The sequence below is a fragment of the Streptomyces sp. URMC 126 genome, from assembly GCF_051386555.1.
In the GTDB taxonomy this organism is placed as follows: Bacteria; Actinomycetota; Actinomycetes; order Streptomycetales; family Streptomycetaceae; genus Streptomyces.
The window spans coordinates 1-12,519 of the sequence record NZ_JBPQTX010000064.1; the positions used below are offsets into that span (position 1 = coordinate 1).

The 12,519-nt window shown below is 72.5% G+C and carries 13 protein-coding genes; 6 read left to right on the forward strand and 7 right to left on the reverse strand.

The genetic code is table 11. The features are described from left to right. On the forward strand, window positions 1–393 hold a 393-nt coding region (locus tag ACSNOK_RS10805), incomplete at its 5' end, for a LiaF domain-containing protein (RefSeq protein WP_436780394.1). A 255-nt stretch (window positions 394–648) separates the two neighbouring features. Continuing rightward, on the forward strand, window positions 649–954 hold the full coding sequence (locus tag ACSNOK_RS10810; RefSeq protein ID WP_004941922.1) for a WhiB family transcriptional regulator: 306 nt from the start codon (window positions 649–651) through the stop codon (window positions 952–954). Window positions 955–1,231: 277 nt separating this feature from the next. Here ACSNOK_RS10810 and glpX read toward each other — a convergent pair whose 3' ends face one another. After that, a complete protein-coding gene (gene glpX / locus ACSNOK_RS10815; RefSeq protein WP_436780395.1) occupies window positions 1,232–2,263 on the reverse strand; it encodes a class II fructose-bisphosphatase in 1,032 nt (343 codons plus the stop codon). Between the two features lie 210 nt (window positions 2,264–2,473). On the opposite strand from glpX, the gene ACSNOK_RS10820 reads away from it, so the two are divergent. Next, a complete protein-coding gene (locus tag ACSNOK_RS10820; protein ID WP_436780396.1) occupies window positions 2,474–3,100 on the forward strand; it encodes a DUF4245 domain-containing protein in 627 nt (208 codons plus the stop codon). Window positions 3,101–3,215: 115 nt separating this feature from the next. On the opposite strand, the gene ACSNOK_RS10825 is transcribed toward ACSNOK_RS10820, so the two are convergent. The 4 genes from ACSNOK_RS10825 to ACSNOK_RS10840 all read right to left on the reverse strand — a co-directional run bounded on the left by ACSNOK_RS10825 (window position 3,216) and on the right by ACSNOK_RS10840 (window position 7,034). Next, a complete protein-coding gene (locus ACSNOK_RS10825) occupies window positions 3,216–3,806 on the reverse strand; it encodes a malonic semialdehyde reductase (protein WP_436780397.1) in 591 nt (196 codons plus the stop codon). A 155-nt stretch (window positions 3,807–3,961) separates the two neighbouring features. After that, a complete protein-coding gene (locus ACSNOK_RS10830; protein ID WP_436780398.1) occupies window positions 3,962–4,240 on the reverse strand; it encodes an exodeoxyribonuclease VII small subunit in 279 nt (92 codons plus the stop codon). Window positions 4,241–4,307: 67 nt separating this feature from the next. Further along, on the reverse strand, window positions 4,308–5,537 hold the full coding sequence (xseA, locus tag ACSNOK_RS10835) for an exodeoxyribonuclease VII large subunit (RefSeq protein WP_436780399.1): 1,230 nt from the start codon (window positions 5,535–5,537) through the stop codon (window positions 4,308–4,310). Window positions 5,538–5,651: 114 nt separating this feature from the next. Further along, window positions 5,652–7,034 carry an APC family permease gene (locus tag ACSNOK_RS10840; protein WP_436780400.1) on the reverse strand — a complete coding sequence of 461 codons (1,383 nt, stop codon included), beginning with the start codon at window positions 7,032–7,034 and terminating at the stop codon, window positions 5,652–5,654. A 171-nt stretch (window positions 7,035–7,205) separates the two neighbouring features. Here ACSNOK_RS10840 and ACSNOK_RS10845 point away from each other — a divergent pair, with 171 nt between their 5' ends. Then, window positions 7,206–8,249 (forward strand): 4-hydroxy-3-methylbut-2-enyl diphosphate reductase, encoded by a 1,044-nt coding sequence (locus tag ACSNOK_RS10845; RefSeq protein WP_436780401.1) that lies wholly within the window; start codon window positions 7,206–7,208, stop codon window positions 8,247–8,249. Between the two features lie 30 nt (window positions 8,250–8,279). Beyond that, the gene (ppgK, locus tag ACSNOK_RS10850; RefSeq protein WP_436780402.1) at window positions 8,280–9,044 is read left to right on the forward strand and encodes a polyphosphate--glucose phosphotransferase; all 765 of its coding nucleotides are present in this window, start codon (window positions 8,280–8,282) and stop codon (window positions 9,042–9,044) included. Here the strand turns inward: ppgK and ACSNOK_RS10855 are convergent. Continuing rightward, entirely contained in the window at window positions 8,941–9,489 is a 549-nt protein-coding gene (locus ACSNOK_RS10855; RefSeq protein ID WP_436780403.1) for a DUF6542 domain-containing protein, read from the reverse strand. The two genes, ppgK and ACSNOK_RS10855, sit on opposite strands and share 104 nt — an antisense overlap. A 295-nt stretch (window positions 9,490–9,784) precedes the next feature. Between ACSNOK_RS10855 and ychF the strand changes: the two genes are divergently transcribed. Next, window positions 9,785–10,873: a redox-regulated ATPase YchF gene (gene ychF / locus ACSNOK_RS10860; protein WP_436780404.1), complete on the forward strand. Its 1,089-nt coding sequence runs from the start codon at window positions 9,785–9,787 to the stop codon at window positions 10,871–10,873. Between the two features lie 269 nt (window positions 10,874–11,142). On the opposite strand, the gene ACSNOK_RS10865 is transcribed toward ychF, so the two are convergent. Then, the gene (locus ACSNOK_RS10865) at window positions 11,143–12,345 is read right to left on the reverse strand and encodes a hypothetical protein (protein WP_436780405.1); all 1,203 of its coding nucleotides are present in this window, start codon (window positions 12,343–12,345) and stop codon (window positions 11,143–11,145) included. Window positions 12,346–12,519 lie beyond the last annotated feature (174 nt).

Consider the following 12,519-nt stretch of genomic DNA (forward strand, 5'->3'; position numbering starts at 1 on the left):
GCCGACCCCTACGCCCCGACCGCCCCCGCCGAGAACCTGATAGCCGTCTTCGGCGGCGCCGCCCGCCGGGGCCGCTGGCGGGTCGGCGGCAGGCTGAACGCGTTCGCCCTGTTCGGCGGGGTGGAGATCGACCTCACCGAGGCGTTCTTCGAGCAGCGGACCGTCGTCGTCAGCAGTTGGGCCCTCTTCGGCGGCGTCGAGATCAAGGTCCCCGAGAACGTCTCGCTGCGCTGCACCGGAACCGGCGTCTTCGGCGGGTTCGACGTCGACGGCCACGAGTCGCCCGACGAGGGCGCGCCCGAGGTCGTGGTGACGGGGTGGGCGCTGTTCGGCGGCGTGACGGCCAAGGCCCGGGCGGGCAAACGCGTCAAGGACCTCCGCGCGGCCGGCTGACCGCCCCGGCGGGGACGCGGGACGGGGGTGACGGACGGGATTCCGGTCATGGCAACGGTGTGAATAAGCACGCGCACAGCGGGTAAAGCTTGGTGCATCGTCTCTCGCACGGCTGCGGGCGCGACCGCGGAATGGGGGCCGTGAGCGGTGAGACGGGCAAGGGTGACTCAACCGGCCGAGCAAAGCCGTCGTCAGGAGTGGACCGTGCTGCTACCGCATCAGCCCCTGCAGGAAGCCGCCGTACCGTCGCCGCGGATGTCCGCGCGGGATCAGGCCGGCCCCTGGCATTCGGAGGCGGTGTGCCGCCGGGATGAAGCCGGTCTTTTCTTCGCGCCGTCGAAGGAGCCCACGGCGGCGCGTCTGTCCCGTGAGGAGGCCGCCAAACGCGTCTGCGCGCGCTGCCCCGTGATGGTCGAGTGCCGGGAGCACGCGCTGCTCCAGCCCGAGCCGTACGGAGTGTGGGGCGGCCTCACCGCCGCCGAGCGCCGCGTCGTCCTCGCCCGCCGCCGGCGCCGGGACGCCGAGCTCCAGCGGTCGACGCGGGTGGCCGCGGCGGGGTAGCGACGCCCCGGGTTCCCGGACGCCGGACGGGCCGGCTCGACCGGCCCCGCCCGTCCGGCGTCCGGGGACGGGCGGCGTACCGCTTCCCGGAGGGGCGGGCCCGGCCCGGGCCTCCGGTCGGCCTCGACGGGGCTTCGGTCCGGCTTCAGCCGAGCTTTCCGCCGGGCTTCCGTCAGGGCTCCGTCGGAGCTCGACCGGGCTTCAGCGCGGGGCCGAGCCGGGCGTTCGCACCGGCCGGAACGCCCGAACCGGTGCGGCGGTGCAGCGGTGCAGCGGTTCAGCTGGGCCGCTCGAAGTCGATCGCGCTGTACGCCCGGAGCTTCGACAGCCGGTGCACCGAGTCGATCTGCCGGATCGTCCCCGACTTGGACCGCATGACCAGCGACTGCGTCGTCGCCGTCTCGGCGCGGTAGCGCACACCGCGCAGCAGGTCGCCGTCGGTGATGCCGGTGGCGACGAAGAACACGTTGTCGCCGCTGACCAGGTCGTCCGTGGAGAGCACCCGGTCGAGGTCGTGCCCGGCGTCGATCGCCCGCTGCCGCTCCTCGTCGTCCTTGGGCCACAGCTTCGTCTGGATGGTGCCGCCGAGGCACTTGATGGCGCAGGCGGCGATGATGCCCTCGGGCGTCCCGCCGATGCCCAGCAGCAGGTCCACGCCGGTGCCCTCGCGGGCCGCCATGATGGCGCCGGCCACGTCGCCGTCGGAGATGAACTTGATGCGGGCGCCGGCCTCGCGGATCTCCTTGACGATGCCGTCGTGGCGCGGCCGGTCGAGGACGACGACCGTCACGTCCTCGGGGGAGGAGCGCTTCGCCTTCGCGATCCGGCGGATGTTGACCGCCACGGGGGCGTTGATGTCCACGAAGTCCGCGGCCTCGGGGCCGGTGACCAGCTTGTCCATGTAGAAGACGGCCGACGGGTCGAACATCGAGCCGCGGTCGGCGACGGCCATCACGGAGACGGCGTTGGCCATGCCCTTGGCGGTCAGCGTGGTGCCGTCCACCGGGTCCACGGCCACGTCGCACTCCGGGCCGGTCCCGTCGCCGACGCGCTCACCGTTGTAGAGCATCGGGGCGTTGTCCTTCTCGCCCTCGCCGATGACGACGACGCCGTTCATCGACACGGTGTGGATGAGCGCGCGCATGGCGCGGACGGCGGCGCCGTCGGCGCCGTTCTTGTCTCCGCGGCCGACCCAGCGGCCCGAGGCCATGGCGCCCGCCTCGGTCACCCGGACCAGCTCCAGGGCGAGGTTGCGGTCCGGGGCCTCCGGGCTGACCTCAAGCTGGGACGGGAGTTGGTGATCGGTCATCGGGCGCACCTTTCTGTACGGCGGTCGGCCGTGGGTCCCCTCCTGCCGGGTAAGCCAGGAGGGTGAGGGTGTCCATGACTTTATCCGCTGATTTCGAGAATGAGCAGGGCGCCCCACGCATGAGCGGCGTCAAGGCCCCGGGTGCCCGCCGCGGCGCGGCCGTACCCCTCCGGCGTGATGATCGCCGAGGTCATGGGGGACGATGGGGGGGTGGCAGCCAGGAACGGGAAGAACAAGACGGTACGGAACATGCTGCTGTCGCTGGCGGTGGTGGTTCCGGTCGCGGGCACGGGCTACTTCGTGCTCCCGCACGAGGGCACCGGTCGCGACCCGGTGAAGACGGTCGGCTACCAGGTGGAGGTCGCCTCCGCCCGGCGCGCGGCGCCGTACCCGGTGGTGGCCCCCGAGGGGCTCGGCGCCGACTGGCGGGCGACTTCGGTCTGGTACCGCCAGGAGCGCGGCGAGGGCAAGGTGTGGCACCTGGGTTTCATCGACCCGGACACCGAGTACGTCCAGATCGAGCAGAGCGACGGCCCGGCGGGCGACTTCATCGAGGACTCCACGCAGCACGCCGAGGCGACGAAGCGGACGCAGCGCGTCGGTGACACCGTCTGGCAGCGCTACGAGGGCGAGAAGTACAACGCCCTGGTGCGGACGGAGCGCGGGGTGACCACGGTTCTCGCCGGGACGGCGTCGGACCGCCGGCTCGTGGAGATGGCCGCGGCGCTCCGGGACGGGAAGTCGGACGCGAAGCCGGACGCGAAGCCGGACGGGAAGACGGCGGGGAAGCCGGACGCCAAGGCGTCCTCCGAGCCCGACGAGAAGCCGGAGAGCTGACCCGGCGGTCAGGGCATCCCGGAGGTCAGGGCGCGCCCGGAAACGCCGAAGGGGCCCGCGAGGGGCCCCTGGAAGGCGGCGGCGGCCGACCGGTGCCGGCCCGCGTCCGACGGCGTCAGACGACCGAGACGACCTGGTCGTAGGCCAGACGCGGGGAGCGGGGACGGTAGGCGTCCTCCGACGGCTTGCCGATGTTGACGACGAGCATCGGGGTGTGGTCGTCGTCCAGGAACTCCTTCTGGACGCCCGCCGCGTCGAAGCCGGTCATCGGGCCGGCGGCCAGGCCGGCGGCGCGGACGCCCAGGATGAAGTAGCCGGCCTGCAGCGCGGCGTTCAGCTCGGCGGACTTCTCACGCACCGGGCGCTCGCTGAAGAACACGTCCTTGGCCTGCGGGAAGGCCGGGAACAGGGCCGGCAGCTCCTCGTGGAACTCGTTGTCGGCGGCCAGGATCGCGACCAGCGGCGCGGCCTTGGTCTTCGCCTGGTTGCCCTCGGACATGTGGGCGACGAGCCGCTCGCGGGCCTCCTCGGAGCGGACCAGGACGATGCGCAGCGGCGTCTGGTTGAACGCCGTGGGGGCGTACTTGATCAGGTCGTAGAGCGCCTGCATCTGCTCGTCGGTGACCGGCTCGTCGGTGAACGCGTTGGCCGTGTGGGCCTCGCGGAAGAGCAGGTCCTGCGCGGCGGTGTCCAGGGCGAGAGTCATGGGGGTGACCTTCCTTGCTGTGGGGGTCGTACGGGGTCGGCCGATGTCCACACTAGACAAAAGTGTGTGAAGTTTCAACTGAATCTTAAACTAAAGCGGCGTGGGTCACCCCGGCGGCCGGGGCGCGCCGGAACCGCCCGGCCGCCCTTCCCGGATCACTCCCCGCCGGCCGGCTCCGCTCCCGGCTCCGGCTCGGGCGCGGGCGCGGAGAGCGCCGCGTCCAGCCGCGCCCTGGCCCCCTCCAGCCAGTGCCGGCACACCCGCGCCAGCGCCTCGCCGCGCTCCCACAGGGCCAGCGACTCCTCCAGCGTCTGACCGCCGGTCTCCAGCCTGCGGACGACCTCGATCAGCTCGTCCCGTGCCTGCTCGTAGCCGAGCGCGCTCAGCTCCTCGTCCGCGCCGGTCGCGGTGCCGGACTCATCCGTTTTCGCCATGCCGCCCAGCGTAGGGCCTGCCGGGAGGGGCACCGCGGGGCCGCCCGCCGGCTCGGCGGTCCGTCCCTTACGCCTCTTCCTCCGCCGCATAGGCCACCGCGCGCACGGTGAACTCGCCCTCGGCGACCCGCGCCCGCAGCTCCTCGTCCGCCGCCACCTCGTCCGCGGCCCGGACCACCGACCCGTCGGCGTGCTGGAGCACGGCGTACCCGCGCCGCAGCGTCGCGGCCGGGGACAGGGCCACCACCCGGGCGTGGGTGTGCGACAGCTCCGAGTCGGCCCGGTCCAGCAGGTGCCCGAACGTCCGCCGGGCCCGGCCCAGCAGCCCCTCGACCTGCTCCTCGCGCTCGTCCACCATGCGCTGCGGACGTTCCATGCACGGCCGCGCCCGCACGGCGGCCAGTCCGCGCTCCTCCCGGTCCAGCAGCGAGGTCACCGCCCGCAGCGCCCGGCCCCCCAGCTGCTCGACGCGGGCCAGCTCCTCGCCGACGTCGGGGACGACGCGCTTGGCGGCGTCGGTGGGGGTGGACGCCCGCAGGTCGGCCACGAGGTCGAGCAGCGGGGAGTCGGGCTCGTGCCCGATCGCCGACACCACCGGCGTCCGGCACGCGGCCACCGCCCGGACCAACTGCTCGTCCGAGAACGGCAGCAGATCCTCCACACTGCCGCCGCCGCGCGCGACGACGATCACGTCCACCTCGTCGAGCGCGTCCAGCTCCCGGACCGCCTCGATGACCTTGGGCACGGCGTGCACGCCCTGCACCGGCACATTGCGCACCTCGAAGCGGACGGCCGGCCACCGGTGCCGGGCGTTCTCCAGCACGTCGCGCTCGGCGGCCGACGCCCGCCCGCACACCAGCCCGATCAACTGCGGCAGGAACGGCAACGGCCGCTTCCGCTCCGCGTCGAACAACCCCTCCCGCGCCAGCGACTTCTTCAGCTGCTCCAGCCGCGCCAGCAGCTCCCCGACGCCCACCGGCCGGATCTCCGCCGCCCGCAGCGACAGCGATCCGCGCGGCGCGTACCACTCCGGTTTGGCGTGGACGACGACCCGGGCGCCCTCGGCGACGACGTCCGCGACCCGGTCGAACACCGCCCGGTAGCAGGTGACCGAGAGGGAGATGTCGTGCGACGGGTCGCGCAGGGTCAGGAAGACCACCCCCGCCCCCGGCCGCCGCGACAACTGCGTGATCTGGCCCTCGACCCAGACGGCGCCGAGCCGGTCGATCCAGCCGCCGATGAGCCGGGAGACCTGGCCGACGGGGATCGGGGCGTCGGGGGAGGTGGAGAGCGCCATGGGGTCGAGGGTATCGGGGGCGGCCTCGCGGCCCGTCCGGCGCTTGCGGACGAGCGGTGAAGCCGCTTTCGGGTGTCATGGGGCTCGCCCCCCCGGGAACGGTGAAGGGGCGGCTCACCGCGCCGCCCCGCGCACCTCCTGCACGACAAGCACCACCAGCCCCACCCCCAGCCACACCGCCCCCACCAGTTGTGCCGTCACGGCCGCCTCGGCGATCACCGCCACCACCACACCCAGCCCGAGGAGCGGGACCAGTACGTTCGCCACCACGCCGAGACGGCCACGGCCCGCGGCCCGCCGGCGTACCGCGAACCACCCGATCACCGAAAGATGCAGCAGCCCGAAAGCCACCAGCGCCCCCACGTCCACCACCGACACCAGCCGGTCCAGCCCGTCGTCACGCCGGGCGGCCCACACCGCCGCGCCCAGGGTGACCACGGCGGCGCCCAGCAACGCCCGCCGCGGCACACCGGTCGTCCGGTCGACCGAGGCCAGACCACCGGGCAACCGCCGGTCGCGAGCCATCGCGAACAGCAGGCGCCCGGCCGCCGCCTGCCCGGACAGGGCCGCGAAGGCCGCCCCGCCCGCCTTGCTCGCCGCGACCAGGTCGTGCAGCCACCGTCCGGTGGACGCGTCCACGGTGTCGTAGAACGCCGCCCCCTGCCGGGCCGGGTCGCCGGCCAGTTCCGCCGCTGACGACGGCGCGAGCAGCGCCGCCAGATACGTCTGGACGAGGAACAGGACGCCCACCGTCACCAGGCAGGTCAGCACCGCGCGGGCCACCCGCTCCGGCCCGCCCGTCGTCTCCTCCGCGAACGCGGCGATCGCGTCGAAGCCCAGGTACGACAGCACGGCCACCGACACCGCCGTCAGCACCGCGCCCGCGTCGAAGGCGTTTTCGCCGGTCAGCGGCGCGAGCCAGCCGCGCCGGGGCCCGTCCGCGGCCAGCGCCCAGGCCGCCGCGGCCACGAAGACGCACAGCACCGCGATCTCCACCACCAGCACCACGAACCCCGCCAGTGCCGCCACCCGCACCCCCGCCAGATTGAGGCAGGTGGTCACCGCCACCGCGATCGCCGTCCACACCCACGGGTGCACGGCCGGCACCAGGGCGTGCATCGCGATGCCCGAGAAGAGGTAGGCCACGGCGGGGACCAGCAGGTAGTCGAGCATCGCCATCCACCCGGCGACGAACCCCGCCCCCTCGCCCAGCCCGACCCGCGCGTAGGCGTAGACGGAACCGGCCCGCGGCACCACCCGCACCATCCGCGCGTACGAGTACGCCGTGAACCCCATCGCCACCGTCGCCACCAGGTACACCGTGGCGATCGCACCGTGCGCCTTCGCCACCAGCGTGCCGAAGACGCCGACGGGTGCCATCGGCGCGATGAACAGCAGCCCGTAGACGACGAGGTCCCGGAAGGTCAGCGTGCGGCGGAGGGAGCCGCCCCCGTCGGCGCCGGACTCCGGGAACGGGGGTGCGGAGGGTGCGGACATACGGGCCTTCCCTGCGGGTGGTCGGTCGTGTGCGGGGGCGGAGGGGGCGCGGGGACGGACGGCGGACGCGTGCGTCCGGATCCGTGCGCCCGGGCGCCGCCCGGCCAGTATTCGGCCCGGGCCCGGGGAGGACCCCGGGACGCGCCGCCGTTGTCGGTGACGGCCCGTACGATGGACGGCATGACTGCAACCAGCGCTCGAAAGGTCCTGCTCGCCGCCCCCCGTGGCTACTGCGCGGGCGTGGACCGTGCCGTGATCGCCGTCGAGAAGGCCCTGGAGCAGTACGGCGCGCCGGTCTACGTGCGCCACGAGATCGTGCACAACAAATACGTGGTGAAGACGCTGGAGAAGAAGGGCGCGATCTTCGTCGACGAGACGTTCGAGGTGCCCGAGGGCAACATCGTCATCTTCTCGGCGCACGGTGTCGCCCCGGTCGTGCACGAGGAGGCCGCGCGCGGCAAGCTGGCGACGATCGACGCGACGTGTCCGCTGGTGACGAAGGTCCACAAGGAAGCGGTCCGCTACGCGCGCGAGGACTACGACATCCTCCTGATCGGTCACGAGGGCCACGAGGAGGTCATCGGCACCTCCGGCGAGGCCCCGGACCACATCCAGCTCGTCGACGGCCCCGAGGACGTGGCGAACGTCGAGGTCCGCGATCCGGACAAGGTCGTCTGGCTCTCCCAGACCACCCTCTCCGTCGACGAGACGATGGAGACCGTCGGCGCGCTGAAGAACAAGTTCCCCAACCTCCTCTCCCCGCCGTCCGACGACATCTGCTACGCGACGCAGAACCGCCAGACGGCCGTGAAGCAGATGGGCGCCGAGGCCGACCTCGTCATCGTCGTCGGCTCCAAGAACTCCTCCAACTCCGTCCGCCTGGTCGAGGTCGCCCTCGGCGCCGGCGCCAAGGACGCCCACCTGGTCGACTACGCCGAGGAGATCGACGAGGCGTGGCTGGAGGGCGTGAGCACCGTCGGCGTCACCTCCGGCGCCTCCGTGCCCGAGATCCTCGTCGAAGGCGTCCTCGAATGGCTCGCCGCCCGTGGCTACGAGGACGTCGAGACCGTCAAGGCCGCCGAGGAATCCATCACCTTCTCCCTCCCCAAGGAACTCCGCCGCGACCTGCGCGCGGAGGCCGCGGCGGCCGTCGCCGGCCCGGCGGCCGCTTCCGACGGCGCTTCCGGCGCCTCGGGTGAGGCGATCAAGGGGTGACGGCGGGCTTCCGCCCGTAGCGTGGTCGCCATGGACGCATTCGGTGTGGACATCGGCGGATCCGGCATCAAGGGCGCGCCGGTCGACCTGACGGGCGGGGCCCTGGCGGACGAGCGCCACAAGGTGCTCACCCCGCGCCCCGCGACTCCGGACGCGGTCGCCGACCGCGTCAAGGAGGTGCTGGACCACTTCGGCTGGTCCGGCGGCCCGGTCGGGGCGACCTTCCCCGGCGTGGTCACCGGCGGCGTCACCAGGACGGCCGCCAACGTCGACAAGGCGTGGATCGGCCGGGACGCCGCCGCCCTCCTCAGCGCCCGGATCGGCGCCCCGGTGACTCTGCTGAACGACGCGGACGCGGCCGGCATCGCCGAGATGACCTTCGGCGCCGGCCGTGGCCGCACCGGCACCGTCATCGTGCTCACCTTCGGCACCGGCATCGGCAGCGCCGTCTTCACCGGCGGCCGGCTCGTCCCCAACACCGAACTCGGTCACCTGGAGCTCGACGGCCACGACGCCGAGACCCGGGCCTCCAGCCGGGCCAAGGAGGAGGGCGACCTCAGCTGGCACCGGTGGGCGCGCCGGGTGCAGAAGTACCTGCGGCACGTCGAGGCGCTGTTCTCGCCCGAGCTCTTCGTCGTCGGCGGGGGCGTCAGCCGCAAGGCCGAGAGGTTCCTGCCGCTGATCGAGGGCGTCAGTGCCGAGATCGTTCCCGCTGAGCTGGAGAACGACGCGGGGATCGTGGGGGCCGCGATGGCCGCCGCCGGGCCTGCGCACGGGCCAGCCGTCGGCGCCTGACCAGCAGCACCCGGCGGCCGAGGGCGATCAGCGCGGCGAGCAGCGTCCCGCCGTACAGCCACCCGGCCTGCAGCGACAGAAAGCCGACGAGGGCCATCACCCGCCCGGCGAGCCCGCCGGAGCCGGCGGTGACGGCCGTGACCGGGAGGGCGCCCACGGCGAACGCGATGGGCGCGCTCACCGGCGCGGCCACCAGCTCCGTCGGCCGCACCCCGAGCGCGCAGACGGCGCAGCAGAAGACGAAGAGCACGCCGTAGGCGGCCGGCGAACCCGCGCCCAGCCGGGCGACCAGCACCCCGGCGGCCAGCATCGCCAGCACCGCCAGGAGCCCACTGCCCAGCCCGGTCAGCCGGACCGGCTGATCCCGCCGGAGGACCCGCAGCGGCGGCGGCGGGGTGCGACCCGCCCGCTCCCGTTCGACCGGGGCCCCTCTGCCCTGCCCCACCGGGGCGGCCGGGCGGGGCACCGGGGCCGTGCGACGGATCCTGTGCTGAGTGATGCGTGCGCCGGGTTGGTCCACCCGTCCAAACTAGGTCGCGGACCGCCCGGAACCCGGCGTTGGACACGCTCCACACCCCCGGTCGGCCGTTCGTTCGACCCGCTGGGGGACGCGTGGCCCCGTCCGCTCCGGCCGCCCCGGCCGGTGCCCGCCGAGGACCCGTAGACTGGTGGACCGGCCCGGACCGGGCCCCCTTGCCGCCATTGTTCGCCTCGGGCCCTCACTACCAGGAAGTCGCCACGTGTCGCTCACGATCGGAATCGTCGGTCTGCCCAACGTCGGCAAGTCGACGCTGTTCAACGCCCTGACCAAGAACGACGTGCTGGCGGCCAACTACCCGTTCGCCACCATCGAGCCCAACGTGGGCGTCGTCGGCGTCCCCGACGCCCGGCTCACCAAGCTCGCCGAGATCTTCGGCTCCCAGAAGATCCTCCCGGCCACCGTCGACTTCGTCGACATCGCGGGCATCGTGCGCGGCGCCTCCGAGGGCGAGGGCCTGGGCAACAAGTTCCTCGCGAACATCCGCGAGTCCGACGCGATCTGCCAGGTCATCCGCGCCTTCAAGGACGAGAACGTCGTCCACGTCGACGGCAAGGTCTCGCCCAAGGACGACATCGAGACGATCAACACCGAGCTGATCCTCGCGGACCTCCAGACCATCGAGAAGGTGCTGCCGCGCCTGGTCAAGGAGTCCCGCATCCAGAAGGACAAGGCGGCCAAGGTCAAGGCCGTCGAGGAGGCCAAGGCGATCCTGGAGGAGGGCCGCACCCTCTTCTCGGCGGGCGTCGTCCAGGGCTCCGAGAAGGCCGACCCCCTCCACGACCTGCACCTTCTCACCACCAAGCCCTTCCTCTACGTCTTCAACGTGGACGAGGAGGAGCTCTCCGACGAGGCCTTCAAGAACGAGCAGCGCGCCCTCGTCGCCCCGGCCGAGGCCATCTTCCTCAACGCCAAGCTGGAGGCCGACCTCGCCGAGCTGGACGAGGACGAGGCCCTCGAACTCCTCCAGTCCGTCGGCCAGGACGAGCCCGGCCTCGCCACCCTCGCCCGCGTCGGCTTCGACACCCTCGGCCTCCAGACCTACCTGACGGCCGGCCCCAAGGAATCCCGCGCCTGGACCATCAAGAAGGGCGCCACCGCCCCCGAGGCCGCCGGCGTCATCCACACGGACTTCCAGAAGGGCTTCATCAAGGCCGAGGTCATCTCCTTCGACGACCTCGTCACCTGCGGCTCGGTAGCCGAGGCCCGCTCAGCGGGCAAGGCCCGCATGGAGGGCAAGGAGTACGTGATGGCGGACGGCGATGTGGTGGAGTTCCGCTTCAACGTGTAGCGGGTGGAGTAACCTCCCGTCGCTGACGTGGCGAACACGCGGTTCAGAAGAGGTCGGGCTCGGTCGAGTCCGACCTCTTCGTCGTCACTGCTTCGGCCAGGTGGGCGCGCGGGTCGCGAATGGACCTTCTGGGCAGCGGTTGGGGCATGCGTCCACCGTTCCTCTGGTTCTGGATGCGCTGGATGAACCCGCACCATGCCGGAGATCGTCGCGAAGCAAGGCACCGCCGTGTTTCGCGGCCGAGGACTGCGCGGCGCCGCGCGAGGGGCTCAGGGCGTGCGCCTTCTGCGTACCGGCAGGATGTCCAGGGCCATCACGGTGCCGTCCGCGTGGAAGGAGACGGCGCCGCTCCGACGGCCCGCGCCGGCGTCTTCGCGCCATGAGGAACCTAGGTCGCAGGCCCTCCGCCGGTACTCTTCCACGCGTCCTTGGCTGATGAGCCTGTACAGGTCGTCGGCCATGCCGGAGAACGCCTCGACGCGTACGGAGCCCATGCGGAAGACGTGGTCCGTCCCGACGAACTTCATGCCGCCGAGCTCCGTCTCCGCGTCGTCGAGGCTCGACGTGGCCGAGAAGGCGGGCACGTCGTAGTGCTCTCGTCCTTGGCGCGCGGTGAGGTACCGGGCCGTGATCCGGGTTCCGCCCGAGAAGGCGGCCAGACCGGCCGCGCCGGTGCGGGCCACGAGTTGGCCGAACCAGCCGAGGTCGTCCTCGGGCACCTGGAAGCCGTCGACGCTGCGCGCCCGCCGCCCCTCACGGGCCGGTATGCGGATGGCATTGACATAGGGGATGCCGGGCTTGTCCCTGATCTCTTCGTCGGCGCTCCCGGGAGCACCGGGTGAGCGGAGGGGGAGAAGGGTCTCACCCGGAGACTCCAGAACGTTGACCACGATCCCGCCCTGCCCCGCGAGCTCAGTGGACAGCACCAGGCACGGTGTGGTGTTCCACGGACCTATCTGCATGCCCTCGGTCAGCTCGGCGCCCTTGACCAGCTGCCGGATGGTGGTGGTCCGGGTTCGGCCGCTCGTTCTGCCCGGTTTCTGATGGTTTCCCCGGCAGGCCACGAGCGTGATCTTCGAGGGCTCGCCGGGTTTCCATGCCTCGATGAGGTAGTCGGGGCGGGGACGTGCGGCCTTGTTACGTTGGGAGACGCCGAGGGGCCAGCCGGCTCGCAGCACCGTGCTCGTGTCCACGACCGAGAGGACATGGCCCGGGTACCGCTGCCGCAGGATGTGCTCCGCCGCGGCGAGTCCGAAGCCGACGGCCAGCTCCCGGGCCTGCATGGCCTTGTACCAGCGTTCAGGGGTGCGGCCCTTGTCGGTGAGGTCCATGGCGCCGGCGCGGTTGGCGTCCAGTGCCTCGCAGTACTTCAAGCTCAACCAGTGTTCCGCCAGTCCGCGTCCCATTCCCTGGCCGGCCAGCACGTAACCGCGCGCCACAGTGTGCAGCACCTGCCATGGCGTCAGTTCCACGGCCCGGTCCGTCTCGGCCTGTGCGACGGGCCGCAGTGTGGGTTTCCTGCGTACGGGTTCCTGACCCTTTTCCCGGCGCTTTCTGTCGGCCGCCGCCGCGGCCGAGTCGACCTGTGCGGCGAGGTCCGCCGTCGAGTGGAGGTGAACGCTCGTGGAGCGACGTAACGCGTTCAT

Excerpts from the sequence above, each read along its gene's own strand:
- ACSNOK_RS10810 (WP_004941922.1), top strand. The coding sequence starts at position 649 with ATGTCCGCGCGGGATCAGGCCGGCCCCTGGCATTCGGAGGCGGTGTGC.
- glpX (WP_436780395.1), bottom strand. The coding sequence starts at position 2,263 with ATGACCGATCACCAACTCCCGTCCCAGCTTGAGGTCAGCCCGGAGGCC.
- ACSNOK_RS10825 (WP_436780397.1), bottom strand. The coding sequence starts at position 3,806 with ATGACTCTCGCCCTGGACACCGCCGCGCAGGACCTGCTCTTCCGCGAG.
- ACSNOK_RS10830 (WP_436780398.1), bottom strand. The coding sequence starts at position 4,240 with ATGGCGAAAACGGATGAGTCCGGCACCGCGACCGGCGCGGACGAGGAG.
- xseA (WP_436780399.1), bottom strand. The coding sequence starts at position 5,537 with ATGGCGCTCTCCACCTCCCCCGACGCCCCGATCCCCGTCGGCCAGGTC.
- ACSNOK_RS10840 (WP_436780400.1), bottom strand. The coding sequence starts at position 7,034 with ATGTCCGCACCCTCCGCACCCCCGTTCCCGGAGTCCGGCGCCGACGGG.
- ACSNOK_RS10845 (WP_436780401.1), top strand. The coding sequence starts at position 7,206 with ATGGACGGCATGACTGCAACCAGCGCTCGAAAGGTCCTGCTCGCCGCC.
- ppgK (WP_436780402.1), top strand. The coding sequence starts at position 8,280 with ATGGACGCATTCGGTGTGGACATCGGCGGATCCGGCATCAAGGGCGCG.